General features: G+C 67.6%; 17 protein-coding genes. 12 read left to right on the forward strand and 5 right to left on the reverse strand.

Features of this window, described 5'->3' with window-relative positions:
- Positions 1–17 precede the first annotated feature (17 nt).
- Complete coding sequence (locus tag RBB31_RS02420) at positions 18–1,202, reverse strand: penicillin-binding protein activator (protein ID WP_306127658.1); 1,185 nt, start codon at positions 1,200–1,202, stop codon at positions 18–20.
- 85 nt (positions 1,203–1,287) lie between these two features.
- On the opposite strand from RBB31_RS02420, the gene rsmI reads away from it, so the two are divergent.
- Genes rsmI through RBB31_RS02440 form a run of 4 tightly spaced genes read left to right on the forward strand, consistent with a single transcriptional unit; the run spans position 1,288 to position 4,491 of the window.
- Positions 1,288–2,154 (forward strand): 16S rRNA (cytidine(1402)-2'-O)-methyltransferase, encoded by an 867-nt coding sequence (gene rsmI, locus RBB31_RS02425; RefSeq protein WP_306127659.1) that lies wholly within the window; start codon positions 1,288–1,290, stop codon positions 2,152–2,154.
- Positions 2,155–2,203: 49 nt separating this feature from the next.
- On the forward strand, positions 2,204–2,593 hold the full coding sequence (locus RBB31_RS02430; RefSeq protein WP_306127660.1) for a YraN family protein: 390 nt from the start codon (positions 2,204–2,206) through the stop codon (positions 2,591–2,593).
- A gap of 57 nt (positions 2,594–2,650) precedes the next feature.
- A complete protein-coding gene (gene gshB, locus RBB31_RS02435; RefSeq protein ID WP_306127661.1) occupies positions 2,651–3,586 on the forward strand; it encodes a glutathione synthase in 936 nt (311 codons plus the stop codon).
- On the forward strand, positions 3,583–4,491 hold the full coding sequence (locus tag RBB31_RS02440) for an alpha/beta hydrolase (protein ID WP_306127662.1): 909 nt from the start codon (positions 3,583–3,585) through the stop codon (positions 4,489–4,491). The genes gshB and RBB31_RS02440 overlap by 4 nt, the downstream gene beginning before the upstream one ends.
- Here RBB31_RS02440 and RBB31_RS02445 read toward each other — a convergent pair.
- From RBB31_RS02445 to RBB31_RS02460, 4 genes are all read right to left on the reverse strand, one after another.
- A complete protein-coding gene (locus RBB31_RS02445; RefSeq protein WP_306127663.1) occupies positions 4,457–5,971 on the reverse strand; it encodes a YifB family Mg chelatase-like AAA ATPase in 1,515 nt (504 codons plus the stop codon). The two genes, RBB31_RS02440 and RBB31_RS02445, sit on opposite strands and share 35 nt — an antisense overlap.
- A gap of 138 nt (positions 5,972–6,109) precedes the next feature.
- Entirely contained in the window at positions 6,110–6,988 is an 879-nt protein-coding gene (locus RBB31_RS02450; protein WP_306127664.1) for a glutathione S-transferase, read from the reverse strand.
- 58 nt (positions 6,989–7,046) lie between these two features.
- Entirely contained in the window at positions 7,047–7,622 is a 576-nt protein-coding gene (locus RBB31_RS02455; RefSeq protein ID WP_306127665.1) for a histidine phosphatase family protein, read from the reverse strand.
- On the reverse strand, positions 7,619–8,122 hold the full coding sequence (locus tag RBB31_RS02460; RefSeq protein ID WP_306127666.1) for a bifunctional adenosylcobinamide kinase/adenosylcobinamide-phosphate guanylyltransferase: 504 nt from the start codon (positions 8,120–8,122) through the stop codon (positions 7,619–7,621). Before RBB31_RS02460 ends, RBB31_RS02455 begins: the two co-directional genes overlap by 4 nt.
- Positions 8,123–8,223: 101 nt before the next feature.
- On the opposite strand from RBB31_RS02460, the gene RBB31_RS02465 reads away from it, so the two are divergent.
- The 8 genes from RBB31_RS02465 to RBB31_RS02500 all read left to right on the forward strand — a co-directional run.
- Positions 8,224–9,102 (forward strand): RNA polymerase factor sigma-32, encoded by an 879-nt coding sequence (locus RBB31_RS02465; RefSeq protein WP_306127690.1) that lies wholly within the window; start codon positions 8,224–8,226, stop codon positions 9,100–9,102.
- A 137-nt stretch (positions 9,103–9,239) separates the two neighbouring features.
- Positions 9,240–10,433: a bifunctional phosphopantothenoylcysteine decarboxylase/phosphopantothenate--cysteine ligase CoaBC gene (coaBC, locus tag RBB31_RS02470; protein WP_306127667.1), complete on the forward strand. Its 1,194-nt coding sequence runs from the start codon at positions 9,240–9,242 to the stop codon at positions 10,431–10,433.
- Positions 10,434–10,513: 80 nt separating this feature from the next.
- The gene (gene dut / locus RBB31_RS02475; protein ID WP_306127668.1) at positions 10,514–10,969 is read left to right on the forward strand and encodes a dUTP diphosphatase; all 456 of its coding nucleotides are present in this window, start codon (positions 10,514–10,516) and stop codon (positions 10,967–10,969) included.
- The gene (locus RBB31_RS02480) at positions 10,969–12,033 is read left to right on the forward strand and encodes a molybdopterin-synthase adenylyltransferase MoeB (RefSeq protein ID WP_306127669.1); all 1,065 of its coding nucleotides are present in this window, start codon (positions 10,969–10,971) and stop codon (positions 12,031–12,033) included. Before dut ends, RBB31_RS02480 begins: the two co-directional genes overlap by 1 nt.
- Positions 12,011–14,023 (forward strand): M3 family metallopeptidase, encoded by a 2,013-nt coding sequence (locus RBB31_RS02485; RefSeq protein WP_306127670.1) that lies wholly within the window; start codon positions 12,011–12,013, stop codon positions 14,021–14,023. The genes RBB31_RS02480 and RBB31_RS02485 overlap by 23 nt, the downstream gene beginning before the upstream one ends.
- On the forward strand, positions 14,020–14,502 hold the full coding sequence (locus tag RBB31_RS02490) for an RNA pyrophosphohydrolase (protein WP_306127671.1): 483 nt from the start codon (positions 14,020–14,022) through the stop codon (positions 14,500–14,502). Before RBB31_RS02485 ends, RBB31_RS02490 begins: the two co-directional genes overlap by 4 nt.
- 17 nt (positions 14,503–14,519) lie before the next feature.
- Complete coding sequence (locus RBB31_RS02495; protein ID WP_306127672.1) at positions 14,520–14,978, forward strand: hypothetical protein; 459 nt, start codon at positions 14,520–14,522, stop codon at positions 14,976–14,978.
- A gap of 165 nt (positions 14,979–15,143) precedes the next feature.
- Positions 15,144–18,026, forward strand: a 2,883-nt coding sequence (locus tag RBB31_RS02500) for an error-prone DNA polymerase (RefSeq protein WP_306127673.1), incomplete at its 3' end; no start/stop codon positions are given.

Here is an 18,026-nt window from a genome sequence, read left to right on the forward strand (position 1 = left end):
GTGCCGGCGGCGCGGGATCAGAGCCCCGCGCGACCGAAATTGGCAGGGGCGGGCGACAGCACCACGACCTGCTGGTTGCGGATGGTGGCCACGGCGAGGCCGCGCTGCGTCGTGCCGTTGGGCAGGAAGCGGAAGATGCCGTTGACGCCCTGGAACCCCGACGATTGCGTCAGGCTGGAGCGCGACAGGGCATCGGCCCGGCCCGAGCTGGTCAGCGCGCCGATGGCGGCGATGGCGTCATAGCTGAGGCCGGCAAGGTCATGCGGCGCGTTGCCGTTGGCCGCCCGGAAGCGCGAGGCGAACTGGTTGGCGCGCTGCGGGTCGGGGATGGCGAACCAGCCGCCCTGGACCCCCGGCAAGGTGCGGGTCTGGGCCGGCTCGTCCCAGCGGGCGAGGCCGATATACTGCATCTCAGCCGGCGACAGCCCCGCCTCGGGCAGCATCTGGGAAAACAGCGGCAGGGCGCCCGCGGCGTTGGCGGTAAGGAAGATCGCGTCGGCGCTGTTGGCCTGGGCGTTTTGCTTGATCGCGGGCACGGCGCCGACGACGCCGCCCTGCGAGAATTCATAGTTCACCACGCCGGCCGACGTGGCACCGTTGGCACGGATGGCCTGGGCGATGGCGTCGCGGCCCAGCTCTCCGGCGAGGTTGCGCGAATGCACGGTCATGATGCGGCGCTTGCCCTGGCTGACCGCATAGCCGGTGAGGCGGTTGGCGGTGTCCTGGAAGGTCTGGCCGAGGACCAGCAGGTTGCCGCCCGCGATGGTGGGATTGTTGGAGAAGGCCAGCACGTTGATGTTCTTGGGCGCCATGGCGACGGCGACCGCGTTGGCGGATTCGGCGTGCAGGGGGCCGACGATGATCTTGGCGCCGTCGGCGGCGGCATTGAGTGCGGCCTGCTGGGCCTTGCCCGCGTTGCCGGCGGTGCCATAGACGCGCAGGTCGATATTGACGCCAGACAGGTCCGCCACGGCCATGCGCGCGGCGTTTTCGAGGTCTCGGGCGAGTTGCTGTTCGTTCGGGTTGGCGGCGCCATGCGGCACCAGCAAGGCAACCGGGACGGCGGCGCCGGGGTCGATCCGCTGGCCGCTGTCGCCGCCGACCACGGGGATCCCGGCATCGCAGGCGGCGAGGACCAGGACGGTGGCCAGAAGGGCAAGTCGGTGGAACGGCTTGCGGACAGCATCGAAAACGGCAAACATCGGGTATGAACTCCTTCTTTCGCGCAGTCCGGCCGGACGGCGCAGTTGGCCACGATAATAGACGTCCAGAGAGGCGGGTCCAGTGATGAATCCCGACAGGCAGAGCCTTGCGCCCGGGCTGTACCTTGTGGCGACGCCCATTGGCGCGGCGCGGGACATCACGCTGCGGACCCTCGACATCCTGTCCAGCGCCGACATGCTGGCCGCGGAGGACACGCGCAGCCTGCGGCGGCTGATGGAAATCCACGGGGTCAAGCTGAACGACAGGCCGCTGGTGTCCTACCACGATCACAACGGCGACCGCGCCCGCCCGCGCCTGATGGCGGCGCTTGGGCAGGGCAAATCAGTGGTTTACGCGTCCGAGGCCGGCACGCCGATGGTGGCCGATCCGGGCTATGATCTGGCCCGCGCTGCGGTGGCCGAGGGGCACGCGCTGATCTCGGCGCCGGGGCCGTCGGCGGTCGTCACGGCGCTGACGGTGGCGGGGTTGCCGACTGACCGGTTCTTTTTCGCGGGCTTCCTGCCGTCGGGCGGATCCAAGCGGAAATCCGCACTTCGGGAGGTGGCGGGCGTGCCCGGAACGCTGGTGTTCTACGAATCGCCCAAGCGGGTGGCGGCGATGCTGCACGACGCGGCGGAGGTTCTGGGCGAGGGGCGGCAGGCGGCGGTGTGCCGGGAATTGACGAAGAAGTTCGAAGAGGTGCTGCGCGGGACGCTGGGCGAGTTGGCCGCGGGGCTGGAAGCACAGGCGGTCAAGGGCGAGATCGTCGTGGTGATCGAACGCGGAACGGCCGAGGCTGGCACGGCGGAAAACCTCGACACGGCGCTGAACGCGGCGCTGGAGACGCAGAGCGTGCGGGATGCGGCGGATACGGTGGCGGCGCGGCTGGGGCTGAAACGGCGGGTCGTGTATCAGCGGGCGCTGGAACTGGAGGCGTTAGGCGAAAATTAGGTGTTTTGGTGTGAAATGCCGGGGAGAGGTAGTGACAAGGCGAATCGGAATGACATGCGACACCATCCTGCGCGGGCGTGCGGCACGCGGCGCACTGGCCTATCACAAGGGCGCGGCCGCCGAGAAATCCGTGGCGCTGGACTATGATCGTCGCGGGGCCGACCTGCTGGAAACGCGATGGCGGGGCCAGGGCGGTGAGATCGACCTGATCTTTCTCGACAGGGGCGTCTACGTGTTTTGCGAGGTCAAGGCGTCGGACACGGTCGACAGCGCTATGGCGCTGCTGCGACCGGCGCAGATGCAGCGCATCCATGTGGCGGCGTCGGAATACCTGGGGCAGACACCGGATGGACAGTTGAGCGAGGTGCGTTTCGACCTGGCGGTGGTTGACGGTCAGGGCGTCGTGACGGTGATGGAAAACGCGTTCGGTCATTTCTGAATTGATCCCTGTCGGTGCTTGGCCCATGTAGAGGGCACCACAAGACGGGGACGGCCCATGAAAATCGCCTTTCAGATGGATCCGATCGACGGGATCGACATTGCCGGGGACAGCAGCTTTCGCCTGGCCGAAGAAGCGCAGGCGCGGGGGCATGAGCTGTTCTACTATACGCCGGACAAGCTGGCCTATGACCGGCGGCGGATCACCGCGCGGGGCTGGCCGCTGACGGTACAGCGGGTGAAGGGCGATCATTTCAGCCTGGGCGAAGAGCGGGTGGCGGACCTGTCGGAATTCGACGTGGTCTGGCTGCGCCAGGATCCGCCGTTCGACATGTTCTATATCACCACGACGCATCTGCTGGAGCGGGTGCGGGACACGACCTTGGTGGTGAATGACCCGTTCTGGGTGCGGAACTTTCCAGAAAAGCTTTTGATCCTCGATTTTCCCGAGCTTATGCCACCTACCGCGATTGCCCGCGACCTGCGCACGATCCGGGCCTTCAAGGAAGCGCATGGCGACGTGATCCTGAAGCCGCTATACGGCAACGGGGGGGCGGGCGTGTTCCACCTGCCCGAGAGCGACCGGAACCTTTCGAGCCTGCACGAGATGTTCAGCGGGTTCAGCCGAGAGCCGCTGATCGTCCAGAAATACCTGCCCGAGATCAAGGACGGCGACAAGCGCGTGATCCTGGTGGATGGCGAGCCGGTGGGGGCGATCAACCGTCTGCCCGGCAAGGGCGAGGTGCGGTCGAACATGCATGTGGGCGGACGGCCCGAGAAGGTGGCGCTGACCGACCGTGACCGCGAGATCTGTGCGATCATCGGGCCAAGGTTGCGCGAGGCGGGTCAGGTCTTCGTGGGAATCGACGTGATCGGGCAGTACCTGACCGAGATCAACGTGACCTCGCCCACCGGCATCCAGGAGCTGGAGCGGTTCGACGGGATCAACGTGGCCGGGATGATCTGGGACGCGATCGAGACGAAACGGGCATGAGCGCGATGCGGCCACTGCTGAACCGGTGGCTGCGGCTGACCGAGAAGCCGCATTTGCGCAAGGCCACGGTCGCCAAGGCGCGCAGTTCCTTCGAGGCCAAGGCGAAGTTTCTGTTCCACGCGCCGCGCGGCACCTCGGTGGCCGAGGATGAGCTGGGCGATGTGCCGGTGCTGTGGACATGGGCGCTGGGCGTGGGGCGCGAGGACGGGCCGCTGATCCTGTATTTCCACGGTGGCGGGTTCGTGTTCGGCAGTCCGCGGGTCTATCGCAAGATGCTGGCGGTGCTGTCGCGCGAGGCGCGGGCGCCGGCGGCGCTGGTGCAGTACAGGCTGGCGCCGGAGACGCCCTTTCCCGGTGCGTTCGACGATTGCATGGCGGCCTATCGCGCGGTGATGGACCGGCCCGGCGGCGTGGTGCTGGCGGGCGACAGCGCGGGGGGATGCCTGGCGTTGGCGGTGCTGGCGGAGATCACGCGGGAGGGCCTGACGCAGCCCAGGGGCTGCATCGCCCTGTCGCCGCTCACGGACCTGACCTTTTCGGGCGACAGCATCCGCGAGAACGCCGAGAGCGAAGTGGTGTTGCCGATCGAGCGGGCCGAGGAGATGTGCGAATGGTATCTCGGGGACACGGACCCGAAGGACCCGCGCGTCTCGCCGCTTTTCGCCGATTTCGCCGGCGCGGCGCCGGTTTGGATCGGGGTTGGGGATACCGAAGTGCTGCGGGACGACACGATCCGCATGGCGGCGCATTTGCGGGCGGCAGGCGTGGACGTAACCGAGGTGGTCGAACCCGACCTGCCGCATGTCTGGCCGCTTTTCCACAACATGCTGCCCGAGGGGCGCGAGACCCTGGCGGACCTGGGGGACTGGATCAGGTCTCTTTCATCGTCGTCAGGCGGTAGCTGACCGCTTCGGCCACGTGGGGGCGAAGGACGTCGTCCGCGCCGTCGAGATCGGCGATGGTGCGCGCGACGCGCAGGACGCGGTGATAGCCGCGCGCCGAGAGGCCCATGCGTTCGGCCACGGTGTTCAGAAGGGCGCGGCCTTCGCTGTCGGGCGTGGCGATCTCTTCCAGGGCCTCGCCTTCGGCATCGGCATTGAGGCGCATGTCGGGCCGGCCCGAGAAGCGCGCCTGTTGCACCGCCCTTGCCGTTGCGACCCGCTCGGCCACCTGGGCGGAGCTGTCGCCCGAGGGGGGCAGGTCGAGATCGGTGAAGCTGACCGGGGGGACCTCGATGCGCAGGTCGAAGCGGTCCATCAGGGGGCCGGAAATGCGGGACATGTAATCCTCTCCGCATTGGGGCACGCGGGCGCAGGCGCGGGCCGGGTCGGGCAGGTAGCCGCATTTGCAGGGGTTGGCGGCTGCGACCAGCAGGAAGCGGCAGGGATAGCGGACATGGGCGTTGGCGCGGGCGACGACCACCTCGCCCGTCTCGATCGGTTGGCGCAGGGTTTCGAGCACGGCGCGGGGGTATTCGGGAAACTCGTCCATGAAGAGCACGCCGTTATGGGCAAGGCTGATCTCGCCCGGGCCCGCCCGGCGCCCGCCGCCGACGATGGCAGCCATGGAGGCGGTGTGGTGCGGCTCGCGGAAGGGACGCGTGCGGTTGATGCCGCCCTCGGTCAGGAGGCCCGCGAGCGAGTGGATCATCGAGGTTTCCAGCGCCTCGGGCGCGGTGAGGGGCGGCAGGATGCCGGGCAGGCGCGCCGCCAACATGGATTTGCCGGAGCCGGGCGTGCCGACCATCATCAGGTGATGGCGGCCCGCTGCGGCGATTTCCAGCGCCCGCTTGGCGCGTTCCTGGCCCTTGACGTCGCGCAGGTCGCGGCCGGAGGCGTCCGCCGTGACCTCCCCGGGCTCCGCCGGGGGCAGGGGGGACTGGCCGGTGTAGTGGCGCACGACGTCGGCGAGGGTGGCGGCGCCGATCACTTGCGTGGCGCCGACCCAGGCGGCCTCGGCGCCCGAGCCCTTGGGGCAGAGGAGCGTGCGGTCTTCCTCGGCCGCGGCCATGGCGGCGGGGAGCGCGCCGATGACCGGGATCAGCGAGCCGTCGAGGGAGAGCTCGCCCAGGGAGCAGGTGCCTTCGACGGCGTCGGGGGGGATGATTTCGAGCGCCGCCAGCAGGGCGAGGGCGATGGGCAGGTCGAAATGGCTGCCCTCCTTGGGCATGTCGGCGGGCGACAGGTTGATGGTGATGCGCTTGCTGGGCAGCGCGATTGCCATGGAGGAAAGCGCGGTGCGGACGCGGTCGCGGGCCTCGGACACGGCCTTGTCGGGCAGGCCCACGAGCGAGAAGGCCGGGACGCCGGGGGTGACGGCGCATTGCACCTCGACCTGGCGGGCCTCGACGCCCTCGAAGGCGACGGTATAGGCGCGGGCGACCATGGGGGACTCCGTTCCCTTGAGAATGGTTAACGGATAGCCCGGGAGTGGTTTAGGAAAGGTTAACCAACTTTGAGATCGCGCTTTTGGCAGTCGTCGGAGCCTCCGGCGGGGATATTTATGGCCAGAGGAAGAGGCGGGTCAGGTCGTGGCGTCGCGCACAGCGGTGAAGGCGGGCCAGGCCTCGGGGTCGGCCACCGTCTTGTCGCGGCAGGTAGCGTTGCAGAAGCCGAAGATGCGACCGCCGGTTTCCATCAGATGCGTAGGGGCTTTGCCGGAATAGGGGCAGGTGCTGTTTTCGGATGTGCCGTCGGTGACGGCGCGGGCCTTGACGGGGGCCGGGCCGGGCCAGTCGGAATGGTCGAGCGGCCGGTCGTACGGGACAGGGTCGTAGGATTTCGTGAGACCGAGCGCGCGCCACTGGCGGAAGGCGGTGTCGGCGAGGGTGGTGTCGACATAGGCCTGAGCGGTGGCGTCCACGGGCAGCGCGTAGCCGGCGATGCGGGCAGCGACGGGCGCATAGAAGGCGTCGGCGAGGCTGTAGCGCCCGAAGAGCCAGGGGCCCTCGGCCTTATGGCGGTTACGGACCAGAGACCAGAGGGTTTCGATGCGGGCGAGATCGGCCTTGACCGCATCTGATGGCGTGACCCCCTGCCATTGGTGCCGGAGCTGCATCGGGCAGTCGGTGCGCAGGGCGGAAAAGCCGGAATGCATTTCGGCGGTGATCGAGCGGGCGAGGGCGCGGGCGGCCGGCTCGGCGGGCCAGAGGCCGGCCTCGGGGTGACGTTCAGCCAGGGTTTCGGCCATGGCGAGGCTGTCGAAGATGACGATTCCGTCGGCATCGCGCATCACCGGGACGAGCCGGGCGGGGGCGAGATCCTTGAGGTCGTCGGCCATGGTGCCGTCGTAGAGCCCGACCATGTGGGTTCGGTGCGGCAGGCCGAATTTTTCCAGCATGAGCCAGCCGCGCAGGGACCAGCTCGAGAAGGTGCGGTCGCCGATGAAGAGATCGTATGTCATGGCGCGAGGTTAGGTCGGGGGCGGGACGGCGCAAAGCGATCATTTGTGCGGGTATGCATCACGGGGTGTGATTGATGCCCGCCACGTACCAGCCGGAGGGGGCGTGGTGCAATTCGGTCACCGAAAGGGGGGCGACGCTGTGGGAGAACGCCTCGGTCGCGGTGAGGTCGCGGGCGCGCTGGACCTGGGTCAGGATGACGCCGAGATGGGCGACGATCACGAGGTCCGTACCGGGATGGGCGGCGATGAGCGCATCGGTGGCCGCGCCCGCGCGGGCGGCAAGCTCGGGCCACGTTTCGCCCGAGGGCGGGCGCACCTCGCCGGGGTGATCCCAGAAGGCCTGGTAGCGGGCCTGGTCGTCGATGTCGTCGGGGGCCTTGAGATCCCAGTCGCCGAAGTGAAGCTCTCGCAGGGCGGGATCGTGCGGCAGGCGCGTGCGGCCTTCACCGAGCGCATCGGCGGTGGCGGCCGCGCGGGAGAGGTCGGAGGAGACGAGCATGGCTTGCCGCGGCAGGTGCGCGTCGAGGCGGGCGACACGGGCGGTGTCGGAGAGGTCGGCGGGCAGATCGGCCCAGCCGACGATGCCATCGGCATGGGTGGGGCCGTGGCGGACCCAGAACAGCCGGGTTTTCACGGCAGGCTGCCCTTGAGCACCTGCGGCAGGCCGGCGGTGACATTGACCACGAGCCCCGCCGTAGCGGCGAGTTTCATGTTCAGCCGTCCGCGGGCGGCGCGCAGCGTGGCGTCTTCGCAGATTTCGGGCGCGCGGGTGATCATCACCACGGGCGCGGCGCAGAGGGCAAGGCCGGCCATGAGCTCTGCTTCGGCCTCGGCCAGGTCATGGCCGGCCTCGGCCCGGTTGGCCAGCCAGAGCGGCAGCGCATCGACGAGAACGGCGCTGTCGCCGCTGATCCCGGCGAGGGCGCGGCCGATATCGAGCGGTTCGTGACGGGTGTGCCAGGCGATGTGCGGCGACGCCTGACGCCGGGCGAGCGTGGCCTGGATCCCGGTATCATCGGGAGGTGTGGTCACCAGCGCGACGGGTGTGCGGCCGGTGCCGAGGACCAGCTCTTCGGCAAGGATCGTCTTGCCCGATCCGATGCCCCCTATAACGATACTGAGTCCAGGCAACATTTTTTTTGCATCCTTTTCGTGATCCGCGCGTTGGGATCGTGCGTAACACCACCAAAGACTGCAAAAAAGCTGCTTCGAACCGCGACCGGGAGTATTTCATCATGGCCTTGGATGGCAATTTCAGCACAAACATGTCACGCGCGGCGATGAAGGCCGAACTGCTTGACGCCGAGACCGAACTGACATTGGCCTATGCCTGGCGCGACCAGCGGGACGAGGCGGCGCTGCATCGCTTGATCACCGCCTACATGCGGCTGGCGATCTCGATGGCCTCGAAATACAGGCGCTACGGTGCGCCGATGAACGACCTGATCCAGGAGGCGGGCCTTGGCCTGATGAAGGCCGCGGACAAGTTCGACCCCGACCGCGGCGTGCGGTTCTCGACCTACGCGGTGTGGTGGATCAAGGCCAGCATCCAGGATTACGTGATGCGCAACTGGTCGATGGTGCGGACCGGCTCGACCAGCAGTCAGAAGTCGCTATTTTTCAACATGCGCCGGGTGCAGGCGCGTCTGGAGCGCGAGGCGATGTCCAAGGGCGAGACCCTGGACCGGCACCAGATGCGCGAGATGATCGCGATCGAGGTGGGTGTGCCGCTGCGCGACGTGGAGATGATGGAAGGCCGGCTGTCGGGCACGGATTTCTCGCTGAACGCGACGCAATCGACCGAGGACGAGGGCCGCGAGTGGATCGACACGATCGAGGATGACGGCAAGCGCGGTGACGAACTGGTCGAGGAAGACCACGACCGGGGCGCGCTGCGCACCTGGCTGGGCAGCGCGATGTCCAAGCTCAACGAGCGCGAGCGGTTCATCGTCGTGCAGCGCAAGCTGAAGGACGAGGCGCGGACGCTGGAGAGCCTGGGCGAGGAGCTGAGCCTGTCGAAGGAGCGCGTGCGCCAGATCGAGGCGGCGGCGTTCCAGAAGATGCGCCGGTACCTGGAGAAGCAGGGCGGCGAGGTGCAGAGCCTGCTGGCCTGAGCCGCTCGACAAGGGTCGAGAGATGAGAATTGACGCTGTCGCGGGGTGCGGCGGCGTTTTTTCTTGTCCGGGTGGCGGGCCTTGTGCCGTGCGGGGTCCGGGCATAGTGTCTGGCCGAGACTGAAGGGAGCCTTCGCATGCTGGCCGGAAAACGTATTTTGCTGATCATCGGGGGCGGGATCGCGGCCTACAAGGCGCTGGACCTGATCCGGCGGCTGCGCGAGCGCGGTGCGGCGGTGACGCCGGTTCTGACGAAGGCCGGCGCGGAGTTCGTGACGCCGCTGTCGGTGTCGGCGCTGGCGGGGGCGAAGGTGTTTCAAGACCTTTTCGACCTGACCGACGAGGCCGAGATGGGGCATATCGAGCTGAGCCGCAGCGCCGATCTGATCGTGGTGGCCCCGGCGACGGCGGACCTGATGGCGAAGATGGCCGGAGGGCAGGCGGACGACCTGGCGTCGACGCTGCTTTTGGCCACCGACACGGAGGTGCTGCTGGCGCCGGCGATGAACGTGCGGATGTGGGAGCATGCGGCGACGCAAAGGAATATCGCGACCCTCAAAGGCGACGGAATCGGATTTGTCGGGCCGAACGCGGGCGACATGGCCTGTGGCGAGCACGGGCCGGGGCGGATGTCCGAGCCGCTGGAGATCGTGGCGGCGGTGGAGGCGCGCCTGGCCGCGGGGCCGCTGGCAGGCAGGCGGATCGTGGTGACCTCGGGGCCGACGCATGAGCCGATCGACCCGGTGCGGTACATCGCCAACCGCTCGTCCGGTGCGCAGGGCACGGCGATTGCCAGGGCGCTGGCGGGCGCGGGGGCGGAGGTGGTTTTCGTCACCGGGCCGGCGGATGTGCCGGCGCCCGAGGGGGTGGAGGTTGTGGCCGTCGAGACCGCGCAGGAGATGCTGGAGGCGGTCGAGGCAGCACTTCCCGCCGATGCGGGCGTCTTTGCCGCCGCCGTGGCGGATTGGCGTGTGGCGAGTGCCGGGGCGCGCAAGATCAAGAAGGAAGGTGGCGAGTTGCCGGTGCTGGAGTTTGCCGAGAACCCCGACATCCTGGCCACGGTCAGCCGGATGACTGAGGGTCGGCCGCCGCTGGTGGTGGGCTTTGCCGCCGAGACAGATGACGTGGTGGATCACGCCACGGCCAAGCGGGCGCGCAAGGGGTGTGACTGGATCGTGGCCAATGACGTGAGCCCGGCGACGGGGATCATGGGCGGCACCGAGAACGCGGTGACGCTGATCACCGCAGACGGGGCCGAGGAATGGCCGCGCATGTCGAAGGTGGACGTGGCGCGGCGGCTGGCGGAGCGCATCGCGGCGGCGTTGGGCTGAGACCGGATGGTGCGCCAGAAGAGTTTAATGCCTTCGGCGAGGATATTTATGGCCAGAGGAAAAGCGGGAAGAACCGGCGCATGGTGAGCATTTCGGTGATGTGGGACGAAGGTGCAGATCGTGAGCTGGGCCTGCCGCGTTATGAGACCGCGGGGGCGGCGGGAGCGGACCTGCGCGCCAACCTGCCCGACCGGGGTGCGGTGGTGATCGCGCCTGGGGGACGGGCGCTGGTGCCGACGGGGCTGCGGCTGGCGATCCCGGACGGGTACGAGGTGCAGGTGCGGCCGCGCTCCGGGCTGGCGTTGAAGCATGGGATCACGTTGCCCAACAGCCCCGGGACGATCGACAGCGATTATCGCGGGCCTTTAGGCGTTATCGTGATGAATGCCGGGGCTGAGGCCTTTACCGTGCAACACGGGATGCGGATCGCGCAGATGGTGGTGGCGCCGGTGGTGCAGGCCGGGTTCGAGCTGGTGGAAACCCTCGAGGACACCGCGCGCGGGGTGGGCGGTTTCGGGTCCACGGGGGCCGGCTGATGCTGTTGGTGCTTGTGCTGGCCGGTGCGATCTGGGGGCTGGGCTTGTGGATGGGCGCGCCGCGACGGCAGCGCTGGCTGATGATCGCGATTCTTTGGGCGTTCGTGGTGCTGACCCAACTGGTGCTGCCCGATGGGAACGGGTTGCGCGAGGCGACCGGCGGCACGGTGGCGCCGTGGCTTCTGCTGGCCGGAGCGGTGGCGCTGGTACTGGCCTATCGCCAGGTGTTGCGGCGGTTGCGGGGCCGGGTGGCGGCGCCGGATCCGGAAAAGCCGAAGGGGCTGTTCGCGCCGACCGAGCTGGAACGCTACGCGCGGCATATCGTGCTGCGCGAGATCGGCGGGCCGGGGCAGAAGGCGCTGAAGGAAGCAAAGGTTCTGGTGATCGGGGCCGGGGGGCTGGGCTCGCCCGCGATATTGTACCTGGCGGCGGCGGGCGTGGGCCGGATCGGGGTGATCGACGATGACGCGGTGGATGCGACCAATCTGCAGCGGCAGGTGATCCACACGGATGCTCGGATCAACATGCCCAAGGTGCATTCGGCGGCGCAGGGGGCGCGGGATGTGAACCCCTATGTGGAGATGCGGCCCTACGAGCGGCGGTTGAGCGAGGAGATCGCGGCGGATTTGTTTGCCGAGTATGATCTTGTGTTGGACGGGACGGACAATTTCGACACCCGCTATCTGGCCAATCGGGTGGCGGTGGCGAAGGGCAAGCCTCTGATTTCAGGGGCTTTGTCGCAATGGGAGGGGCAGGTGAGCGTGTTCGATCCCGCGCGTGGCGCGCCTTGTTACCAGTGCATTTTCCCCGAAGCCCCGGCGCCGGGGCTGGCGCCGAGTTGTGCGGAAGCCGGCGTGTTGGGGCCGTTGCCGGGTGTCGTGGGGTCGATGATGGCAGTGGAGGCCGTGAAGGTGATCGCGCAGGCGGGTGCGGCGCTGCGGGGTGAAATGCTGATCTATGACGCTCTATATGGAGAGAGCCGGAAGATAACACTGAGCCGTCGGGCGGATTGCCCGGTTTGCGGCCAAAGAGGAGAGCAAGATGACCAATCCGCTGTTGAGTGAGTGGAAGGCGCCGTTCGGGATGGCGCCGTTCGACAAGGTGTCGGACGAGGATTTCGCCCCGGCGTTCGAGGCCGCACTGGAAGAGGCGCGGGGCGAGATCGCTGCGATTGCCGACAATCCGGAGCCGCCGACATTTGCCAACACGGTCGAGGCGCTGGAAGCGGCGGGAAAGAATTTGGACAAGGTGTTGTCTGTGTTCTTCACCGTGGCGGGGGCGGACAGCAATGACAGGCGGCAGGAACTGCAGCGGGAGTTCAGCCCGAAGCTGGCCGCGCATTCGTCGGAGATTTACGGCAACAAGGCGCTCTACCAGCGTATTGCGACGCTTTGGGAGGATCGCGAGAGCCTTGGGCTGACCGAGGAGCAGGAGCGGGTGCTGATGCTGACGCATCGCGGGTTTCGGCGGGCCGGGGCCGGGCTGGAAGGTGCGGCGGACGCGCGGATGCGCGAGATCCGCGCGCGGCTGGCGGAGCTGGGCACGGCGTTCACGCAGAACCTGCTGAAGGACGAGGCGGGGTGGTACATGGAGTTGGACGAGGCCGACCTGGAAGGGCTGCCGGAGTTCGTCGTGCGCTCGGCCCGGGCGGCGGGTGAGGAGAAAGGCGCGGCGGGGCCGGTGATTACCTTGTCGCGGTCCTTGATCGTGCCGTTCTTGCAGTTCTCCCCGCGCAGGGATTTGCGGGAAAAGGCGTATGAGGCTTGGACCTCGCGCGGGGCCAATGGGGGCGAGACGGACAACCGGGATATTGCCGCCGACGTGCTGAAGCTGCGCGAGGAGCGGGCGAAGTTGCTGGGATACGAGAGTTTCGCAGCATTCAAGCTGGAGACCGAGATGGCCAAGACGCCCGAGGCGGTGCGCGGTCTGTTGATGGATGTCTGGGGCCCGGCCCGCGCGCAGGCGGAGGCGGATGCCGAGGTGCTGACGGAGATGATGCGCGAGGACGGTGTGAACGGGCCTTTGGAGCCTTGGGACTGGCGGTACTATTCGGAGAAGCGGCGCAAGATCGAGCATGATCTGGATGAGACCGCGCTGAAGCCGTATTTGCAGCTGGACCGGATGATCGAGGCGGCGTTTGCCTGTGCGCATCGGCTGTTCGGGCTGGAGTTCAAGCGGCTGGACGTGCCGTTATACCATCCCGATTGCCGGGCGTGGGAGGTGACGCGCGAGGGGCGTCACGTGGCGGTGTTCATCGGGGATTACTTTGCACGCGGATCGAAACGGTCGGGGGCGTGGTGTTCGGCGATGCGCGGGCAGCGGAAATTCCCGGATGTGAAGGGGCCGGTGGTGATCAACGTGTGCAATTTCGCCAAGGGGGATCCGGCGCTGCTGAGCTATGACGATGCGCGGACGCTGTTTCACGAGTTCGGGCATGCGCTGCACCAGATGCTGTCGGACGTGACCTATGAGAGCATTTCGGGAACAAGCGTGGCGCGGGATTTCGTGGAGTTGCCGAGCCAGCTTTATGAACATTGGCTGGAGGTGCCGGAGGTGCTGTCGGAATTCGCGACCCATGCCGAGACGGGCGAGCCGATGCCGCAGGAGATGCTGGACAAGGTGCTGGGCGCTGCCACCTATGACATGGGGTTCCAGACGGTGGAATACGTGGCCTCGGCCATGGTGGATCTGGCCTTTCACGAGGGGGAGGCGCCCGACGATCCGATGGCGAAACAGGCCGAGGTGCTGGCGGAGATGGGGATGCCGCACGCGATCCGGATGCGCCACGCGACGCCGCATTTCGCGCATGTGTTCAGCGGTGACGGGTATTCGAGCGGCTATTACAGCTACATGTGGTCCGAAGTGATGGATGCCGACGCCTTTGCCGCCTTCGAGGAGGCGGGCGGGGCGTTCGATGCCGAAAAGGCGAAGGCGCTGGAGGAGAACATCCTGTCGATGGGTGGCTCGCGCGAGGCGGAGGAGTTGTACTTGGCCTTCCGGGGGCGGATGCCCGGGGTCGAGGCGTTGTTGAAAGGGCGGGGGCTGGCGGCATGACACCGGAAGAGATCGAGAAACTGCCCTATCGGCCCTGCGCGGGCGTGATGCTGGTCAACGGGGACGGCAAGGTTTTCGTCGGCCAGCGGATCGACAGCGAGTATGACGCCTGGCAGATGCCGCAAGGCGGGATCGACGAGGGCGAGGAGCCGCGCGAGGCAGCGCTGCGGGAGCTGTGGGAAGAGACCGGGGTAAAGGCCGATCTGGTGACGGTGGAGGCGGAGACGCCGGAGTGGATTCCCTACGATCTGCCGCATGAGTTGGTGCCCAAGCTGTGGAAGGCGCGGTATCGCGGGCAGGAGCAGAAATGGTTCCTGATGCGGTTTCACGGGACGGACAAGGATGTGGACATCACCCTGCCGCCGGCGGAGTTTTCCAGGTGGAAATGGATTTCGCCGGACGAGGTGGTGGGGGCGATCGTGCCGTTCAAGCGGTCGGTTTATACAAGGGTTCTAGAGTCGTTTGGAGACAAGCTGTGAAACGGATTTTGACAAGCATGGCCTTTGTCCTGGCCGCAGGGCCGGCGGTGGCGCTGTCGTGCATGCGGCCGGACGTGGCGCGGACCTACGGTCAGGCCTCGGAGGCGGAGCAGGCCTATGTGGTCGTGACGGGCGAATTGCGGTTCGACGAGGCGCGGTTGCCGGAGAATGACGGCACGAACCAGGATCGGCGGACAGTTGCGATTCCGGCGCGGCTTGAGGGGACATCGTTGTCGCGGGCGGGGTTCACGACGCCGTTTGCGCGGGACATCACGCTGGAAGTCAGCTGTTTCGGGCCTTGGTGTGGCGGGGCGCAGTCGGGGGTGGAGTACCTTGCGTTTCTTGAAAAGCACGGGCGGAAGTTGGTGATGGTGGCCGACCCCTGCGGCAGCTGGGCGTTCCCGAAGCCGTCGGCCGAGCAGGTCAAGCAGGTGGAGACCTGTGTGGGTGGGTTGGAGTGTGTGCCGTTGAAGTGAGAGCGCGCGCGTGGGTTGTCACCCACCCTACGAGGTCCCGGATCGGGTCCGGGACGGGTTGAGTGGCGCCGCGCGGCATGATTGAAGGTGCGTGCGTGGGTTTTCACCCACCCTACGATTTGGACTCGAAATGAGAACAAAAGGTGAATATCATGGGGGCCTGCCATGTTCACCGAATTGTCGATCACGTCCAACTTCACGTTCCTGACCGGGGCGTCGCACGCCGAGGAATACGTGGCGCGGGCAGCCGAGCTGGGTCTGGCGGGGCTGGCCATTGCCGACGCGAACTCGGTCGCGGGGGTGGTGCGCGCCCATGCGGCGGTGCGCGAGATCGCCCGTGTGGTGGCCGAGCGGGAGCGGATCGAGGCGCGGGACGGTCCCATTGGCCCGCCCGCGCCGGAGCCGCGCGCGCCCGAGTGGGCCCATGTGCCGCGCTTCTATCCCGCCGCGCGGCTGGCGCTGCGCGAGGGGCTGGTGCTGACCGCCCTGCCCGAGACGCGGCAAGGCTGGGGGCGGCTGAGCCGGCTGATCAGTGCCGGGCGGCTGCGGGTCGAGAAGGGGGAATGCGACCTGCGGCTGGAGGACCTGTTGGAGGGGATGGAGGACATCGTGCTGTTGCTGCATCCGCCCGAGGGGGCGTTGCGGGACTGGAAGCGTCATGCGCGGCGGCTGGTGAAGCGGCTGGGGGCGCAATGCTATCTTTTGATGGCCCCGCGCTATGACGGGCAGGATGCGGGGCGGTTTGACCGGTTGGCGGCAGAGGCGGGGGAGCTTGGGCTGGAAACGGTCGCTTCGGCCCTGCCCACGATGCACCACGCACGACGGCGGCGGCTGGCGGATGTGCTGACCGCGATAAGGCAGGGGCGGCGGGTGGACGAACTGGGCCGGGATGCGCTGGCCAATGGCGAGCAGCGGTTGCGGTCCGAGGCGGAGATGCTGCGGCTGTTTTCAGGCCACGAGGCGGCGGTGCGGCGCACGGGGGAGGTGGCGGCGCGGCTGCGGTTCTCGCTGGACGAGTTGCGTTACGAGTATCCCAGCGAGGTATCGCAGGGGGAAACGGCGGCGCAAAGGCTGCGGCGGCTGGCGATGGAGGGGCTGCGCTGGCGCTATCCCGACGGCGCGCCGGAGCGGGTGCGGGGGATGATCGAGCACGAGTTGAGCCTGATCGCCAAGCTGAGATACGAGCCATACTTCCTGACGGTGCGCGACGTGGTGGCCTTTGCCCGGTCGCGCGGGATCCTGTGCCAGGGGCGCGGGTCGGCGGCCAATTCGGTGGTGTGCTATTGCCTGGGCGTGACCTCGGTCAGTCCGGAAACCGGCACGATGGTCTTCGAGCGGTTCGTCAGCGAGGCGCGCAACGAGCCGCCCGACATCGACGTGGATTTCGAGCATGAGCGGCGCGAGGAGGTGATCCAGCATATCTATGAGCGCTACGGCCGGCACCGCGCGGGGCTGTGCGCGACGGTGATCCATTATCGCGGCAAGCGGGCCATCCGCGAGGTCGGTGCGGCGATGGGGCTGAGCCAGGACACGGTGGGGGCGCTCAGCTCGCAGTTATGGGGGTTCTTTGCCACCTCGGGCGCGGTGGAGCGGGAGCGGGTGCGCGAGATCGGGCTTGATCCCGACGACAGGCGGCTGCGCCAGACGATGGAGCTGGTGCGCGAGATCGAGGGGTTTCCGCGGCATCTGAGCCAGCATGTGGGCGGGTTCGTCATCACCGAGGGGCGGCTGGACGAGCTGGTGCCCATTGAGAACGCCACGATGGAAGGCCGCACGGTCATCTGCTGGGACAAGGACGATATCGACGCGCTGGGCATCCTGAAGGTGGATGTGCTGGCGCTGGGGATGCTGAGCTGTCTGCGCAAGGCGTTCGACCTGATCGAGCAGCATCACGGGCAGGCGCATACGCTGGCCTCGTTGCCGCCGGAGGACCCGAAGGTGTACGACATGCTGTGCGTGGCGGACACGATCGGGGTGTTCCAAGTGGAAAGCCGGGCGCAGATGAACTTTTTGCCCCGGATGCGCCCTCGCACGTTTTATGACCTGGTGATCGAGGTGGCGATCATCCGGCCCGGGCCCATTCAGGGCGACATGGTGCATCCCTATATCCGGCGGCGGAATGGCGAGGAAAGGGTCGAGTTTCCCTCCGATGAGCTGGGGCGGGTGCTGGGCAAGACGCTGGGCGTGCCGCTCTTTCAGGAGCAGGCGATGCAGATCGCCATCATCGGGGCGGGGTTCACGCCGGACGAGGCCGACCGGCTGCGCCGGTCGCTGGCGACGTTCAAGAAACACGGAAATATCAGCGCGTTCCGCACGCGGTTTCTGCGCGGTATGCGGGCCAATGGCTATGACATGGAGTTCGCCGAGCGGTGTTTCAGCCAGATCGAGGGGTTCGGCAGCTATGGTTTCCCCGAAAGCCACGCGGCGAGCTTTGCCCTGCTGGTCTATGCCAGTGCCTGGGTCAAGCGGCACCATCCGGGGATATTCGCCTGTGCGCTCTTGAACGCGCAGCCGATGGGGTTCTACGCGCCGGCGCAGATCGTGCGGGACGCGCGGGAACATGGCGTCGAGGTGCGCCCGGTCTGCATCAACGCCAGTTTCTGGGACAACGCGATGGAACCGGACGAGGCGGGCGGGCTGGCCCTGCGGCTGGGGTTCCGGCAGGTCAAGGGGATGGTCGAGGAGGACGCCCACTGGATCACCGCGGCGCGGGGCAACGGGTATCGCGAGGTGAGCGACGTATGGCGCCGGGCGGGGGTGGCGCCCGAGGTGATGACGCGGCTGGCGGAGGCCGATGCCTTTGCCAGCATCGACGTGGCGCGGCGCGGGGCGCTGTGGGAGACCCACGCGATGGTTGGGAAAACCGCGCTGCCGCTTTTCGCCGGGGACATGGAGGGCGAGGCGGTGTTCGAGCCTGCCGTTCACCTCCCCGCGATGACGCAGGGCGAGGAAGTGGTGGAGGATTACGTGTCGATGCGGTTGTCGCTGAAGGCGCATCCGCTTGCGCTGCTCAGGGATGTGTTGACGCCTGCCGCTTCGACACGGCGC

Source organism: Roseovarius sp. MMSF_3350, assembly GCF_030733425.1.
GTDB lineage: Bacteria > Pseudomonadota > Alphaproteobacteria > Rhodobacterales > Rhodobacteraceae > Roseovarius.

Bases quoted from the DNA above. Each gene is read 5' to 3' on its own strand.
- RBB31_RS02420 (WP_306127658.1), bottom strand. From the start codon at position 1,202: ATGTTTGCCGTTTTCGATGCTGTCCGCAAGCCGTTCCACCGACTTGCC.
- rsmI (WP_306127659.1), top strand. From the start codon at position 1,288: ATGAATCCCGACAGGCAGAGCCTTGCGCCCGGGCTGTACCTTGTGGCG.
- RBB31_RS02430 (WP_306127660.1), top strand. From the start codon at position 2,204: ATGACATGCGACACCATCCTGCGCGGGCGTGCGGCACGCGGCGCACTG.
- gshB (WP_306127661.1), top strand. From the start codon at position 2,651: ATGAAAATCGCCTTTCAGATGGATCCGATCGACGGGATCGACATTGCC.
- RBB31_RS02440 (WP_306127662.1), top strand. From the start codon at position 3,583: ATGAGCGCGATGCGGCCACTGCTGAACCGGTGGCTGCGGCTGACCGAG.
- RBB31_RS02445 (WP_306127663.1), bottom strand. From the start codon at position 5,971: ATGGTCGCCCGCGCCTATACCGTCGCCTTCGAGGGCGTCGAGGCCCGC.
- RBB31_RS02450 (WP_306127664.1), bottom strand. From the start codon at position 6,988: ATGACATACGATCTCTTCATCGGCGACCGCACCTTCTCGAGCTGGTCC.
- RBB31_RS02460 (WP_306127666.1), bottom strand. From the start codon at position 8,122: ATGTTGCCTGGACTCAGTATCGTTATAGGGGGCATCGGATCGGGCAAG.
- RBB31_RS02465 (WP_306127690.1), top strand. From the start codon at position 8,224: ATGGCCTTGGATGGCAATTTCAGCACAAACATGTCACGCGCGGCGATG.
- coaBC (WP_306127667.1), top strand. From the start codon at position 9,240: ATGCTGGCCGGAAAACGTATTTTGCTGATCATCGGGGGCGGGATCGCG.
- dut (WP_306127668.1), top strand. From the start codon at position 10,514: ATGGTGAGCATTTCGGTGATGTGGGACGAAGGTGCAGATCGTGAGCTG.
- RBB31_RS02480 (WP_306127669.1), top strand. From the start codon at position 10,969: ATGCTGTTGGTGCTTGTGCTGGCCGGTGCGATCTGGGGGCTGGGCTTG.
- RBB31_RS02485 (WP_306127670.1), top strand. From the start codon at position 12,011: ATGACCAATCCGCTGTTGAGTGAGTGGAAGGCGCCGTTCGGGATGGCG.
- RBB31_RS02490 (WP_306127671.1), top strand. From the start codon at position 14,020: ATGACACCGGAAGAGATCGAGAAACTGCCCTATCGGCCCTGCGCGGGC.
- RBB31_RS02495 (WP_306127672.1), top strand. From the start codon at position 14,520: ATGGCCTTTGTCCTGGCCGCAGGGCCGGCGGTGGCGCTGTCGTGCATG.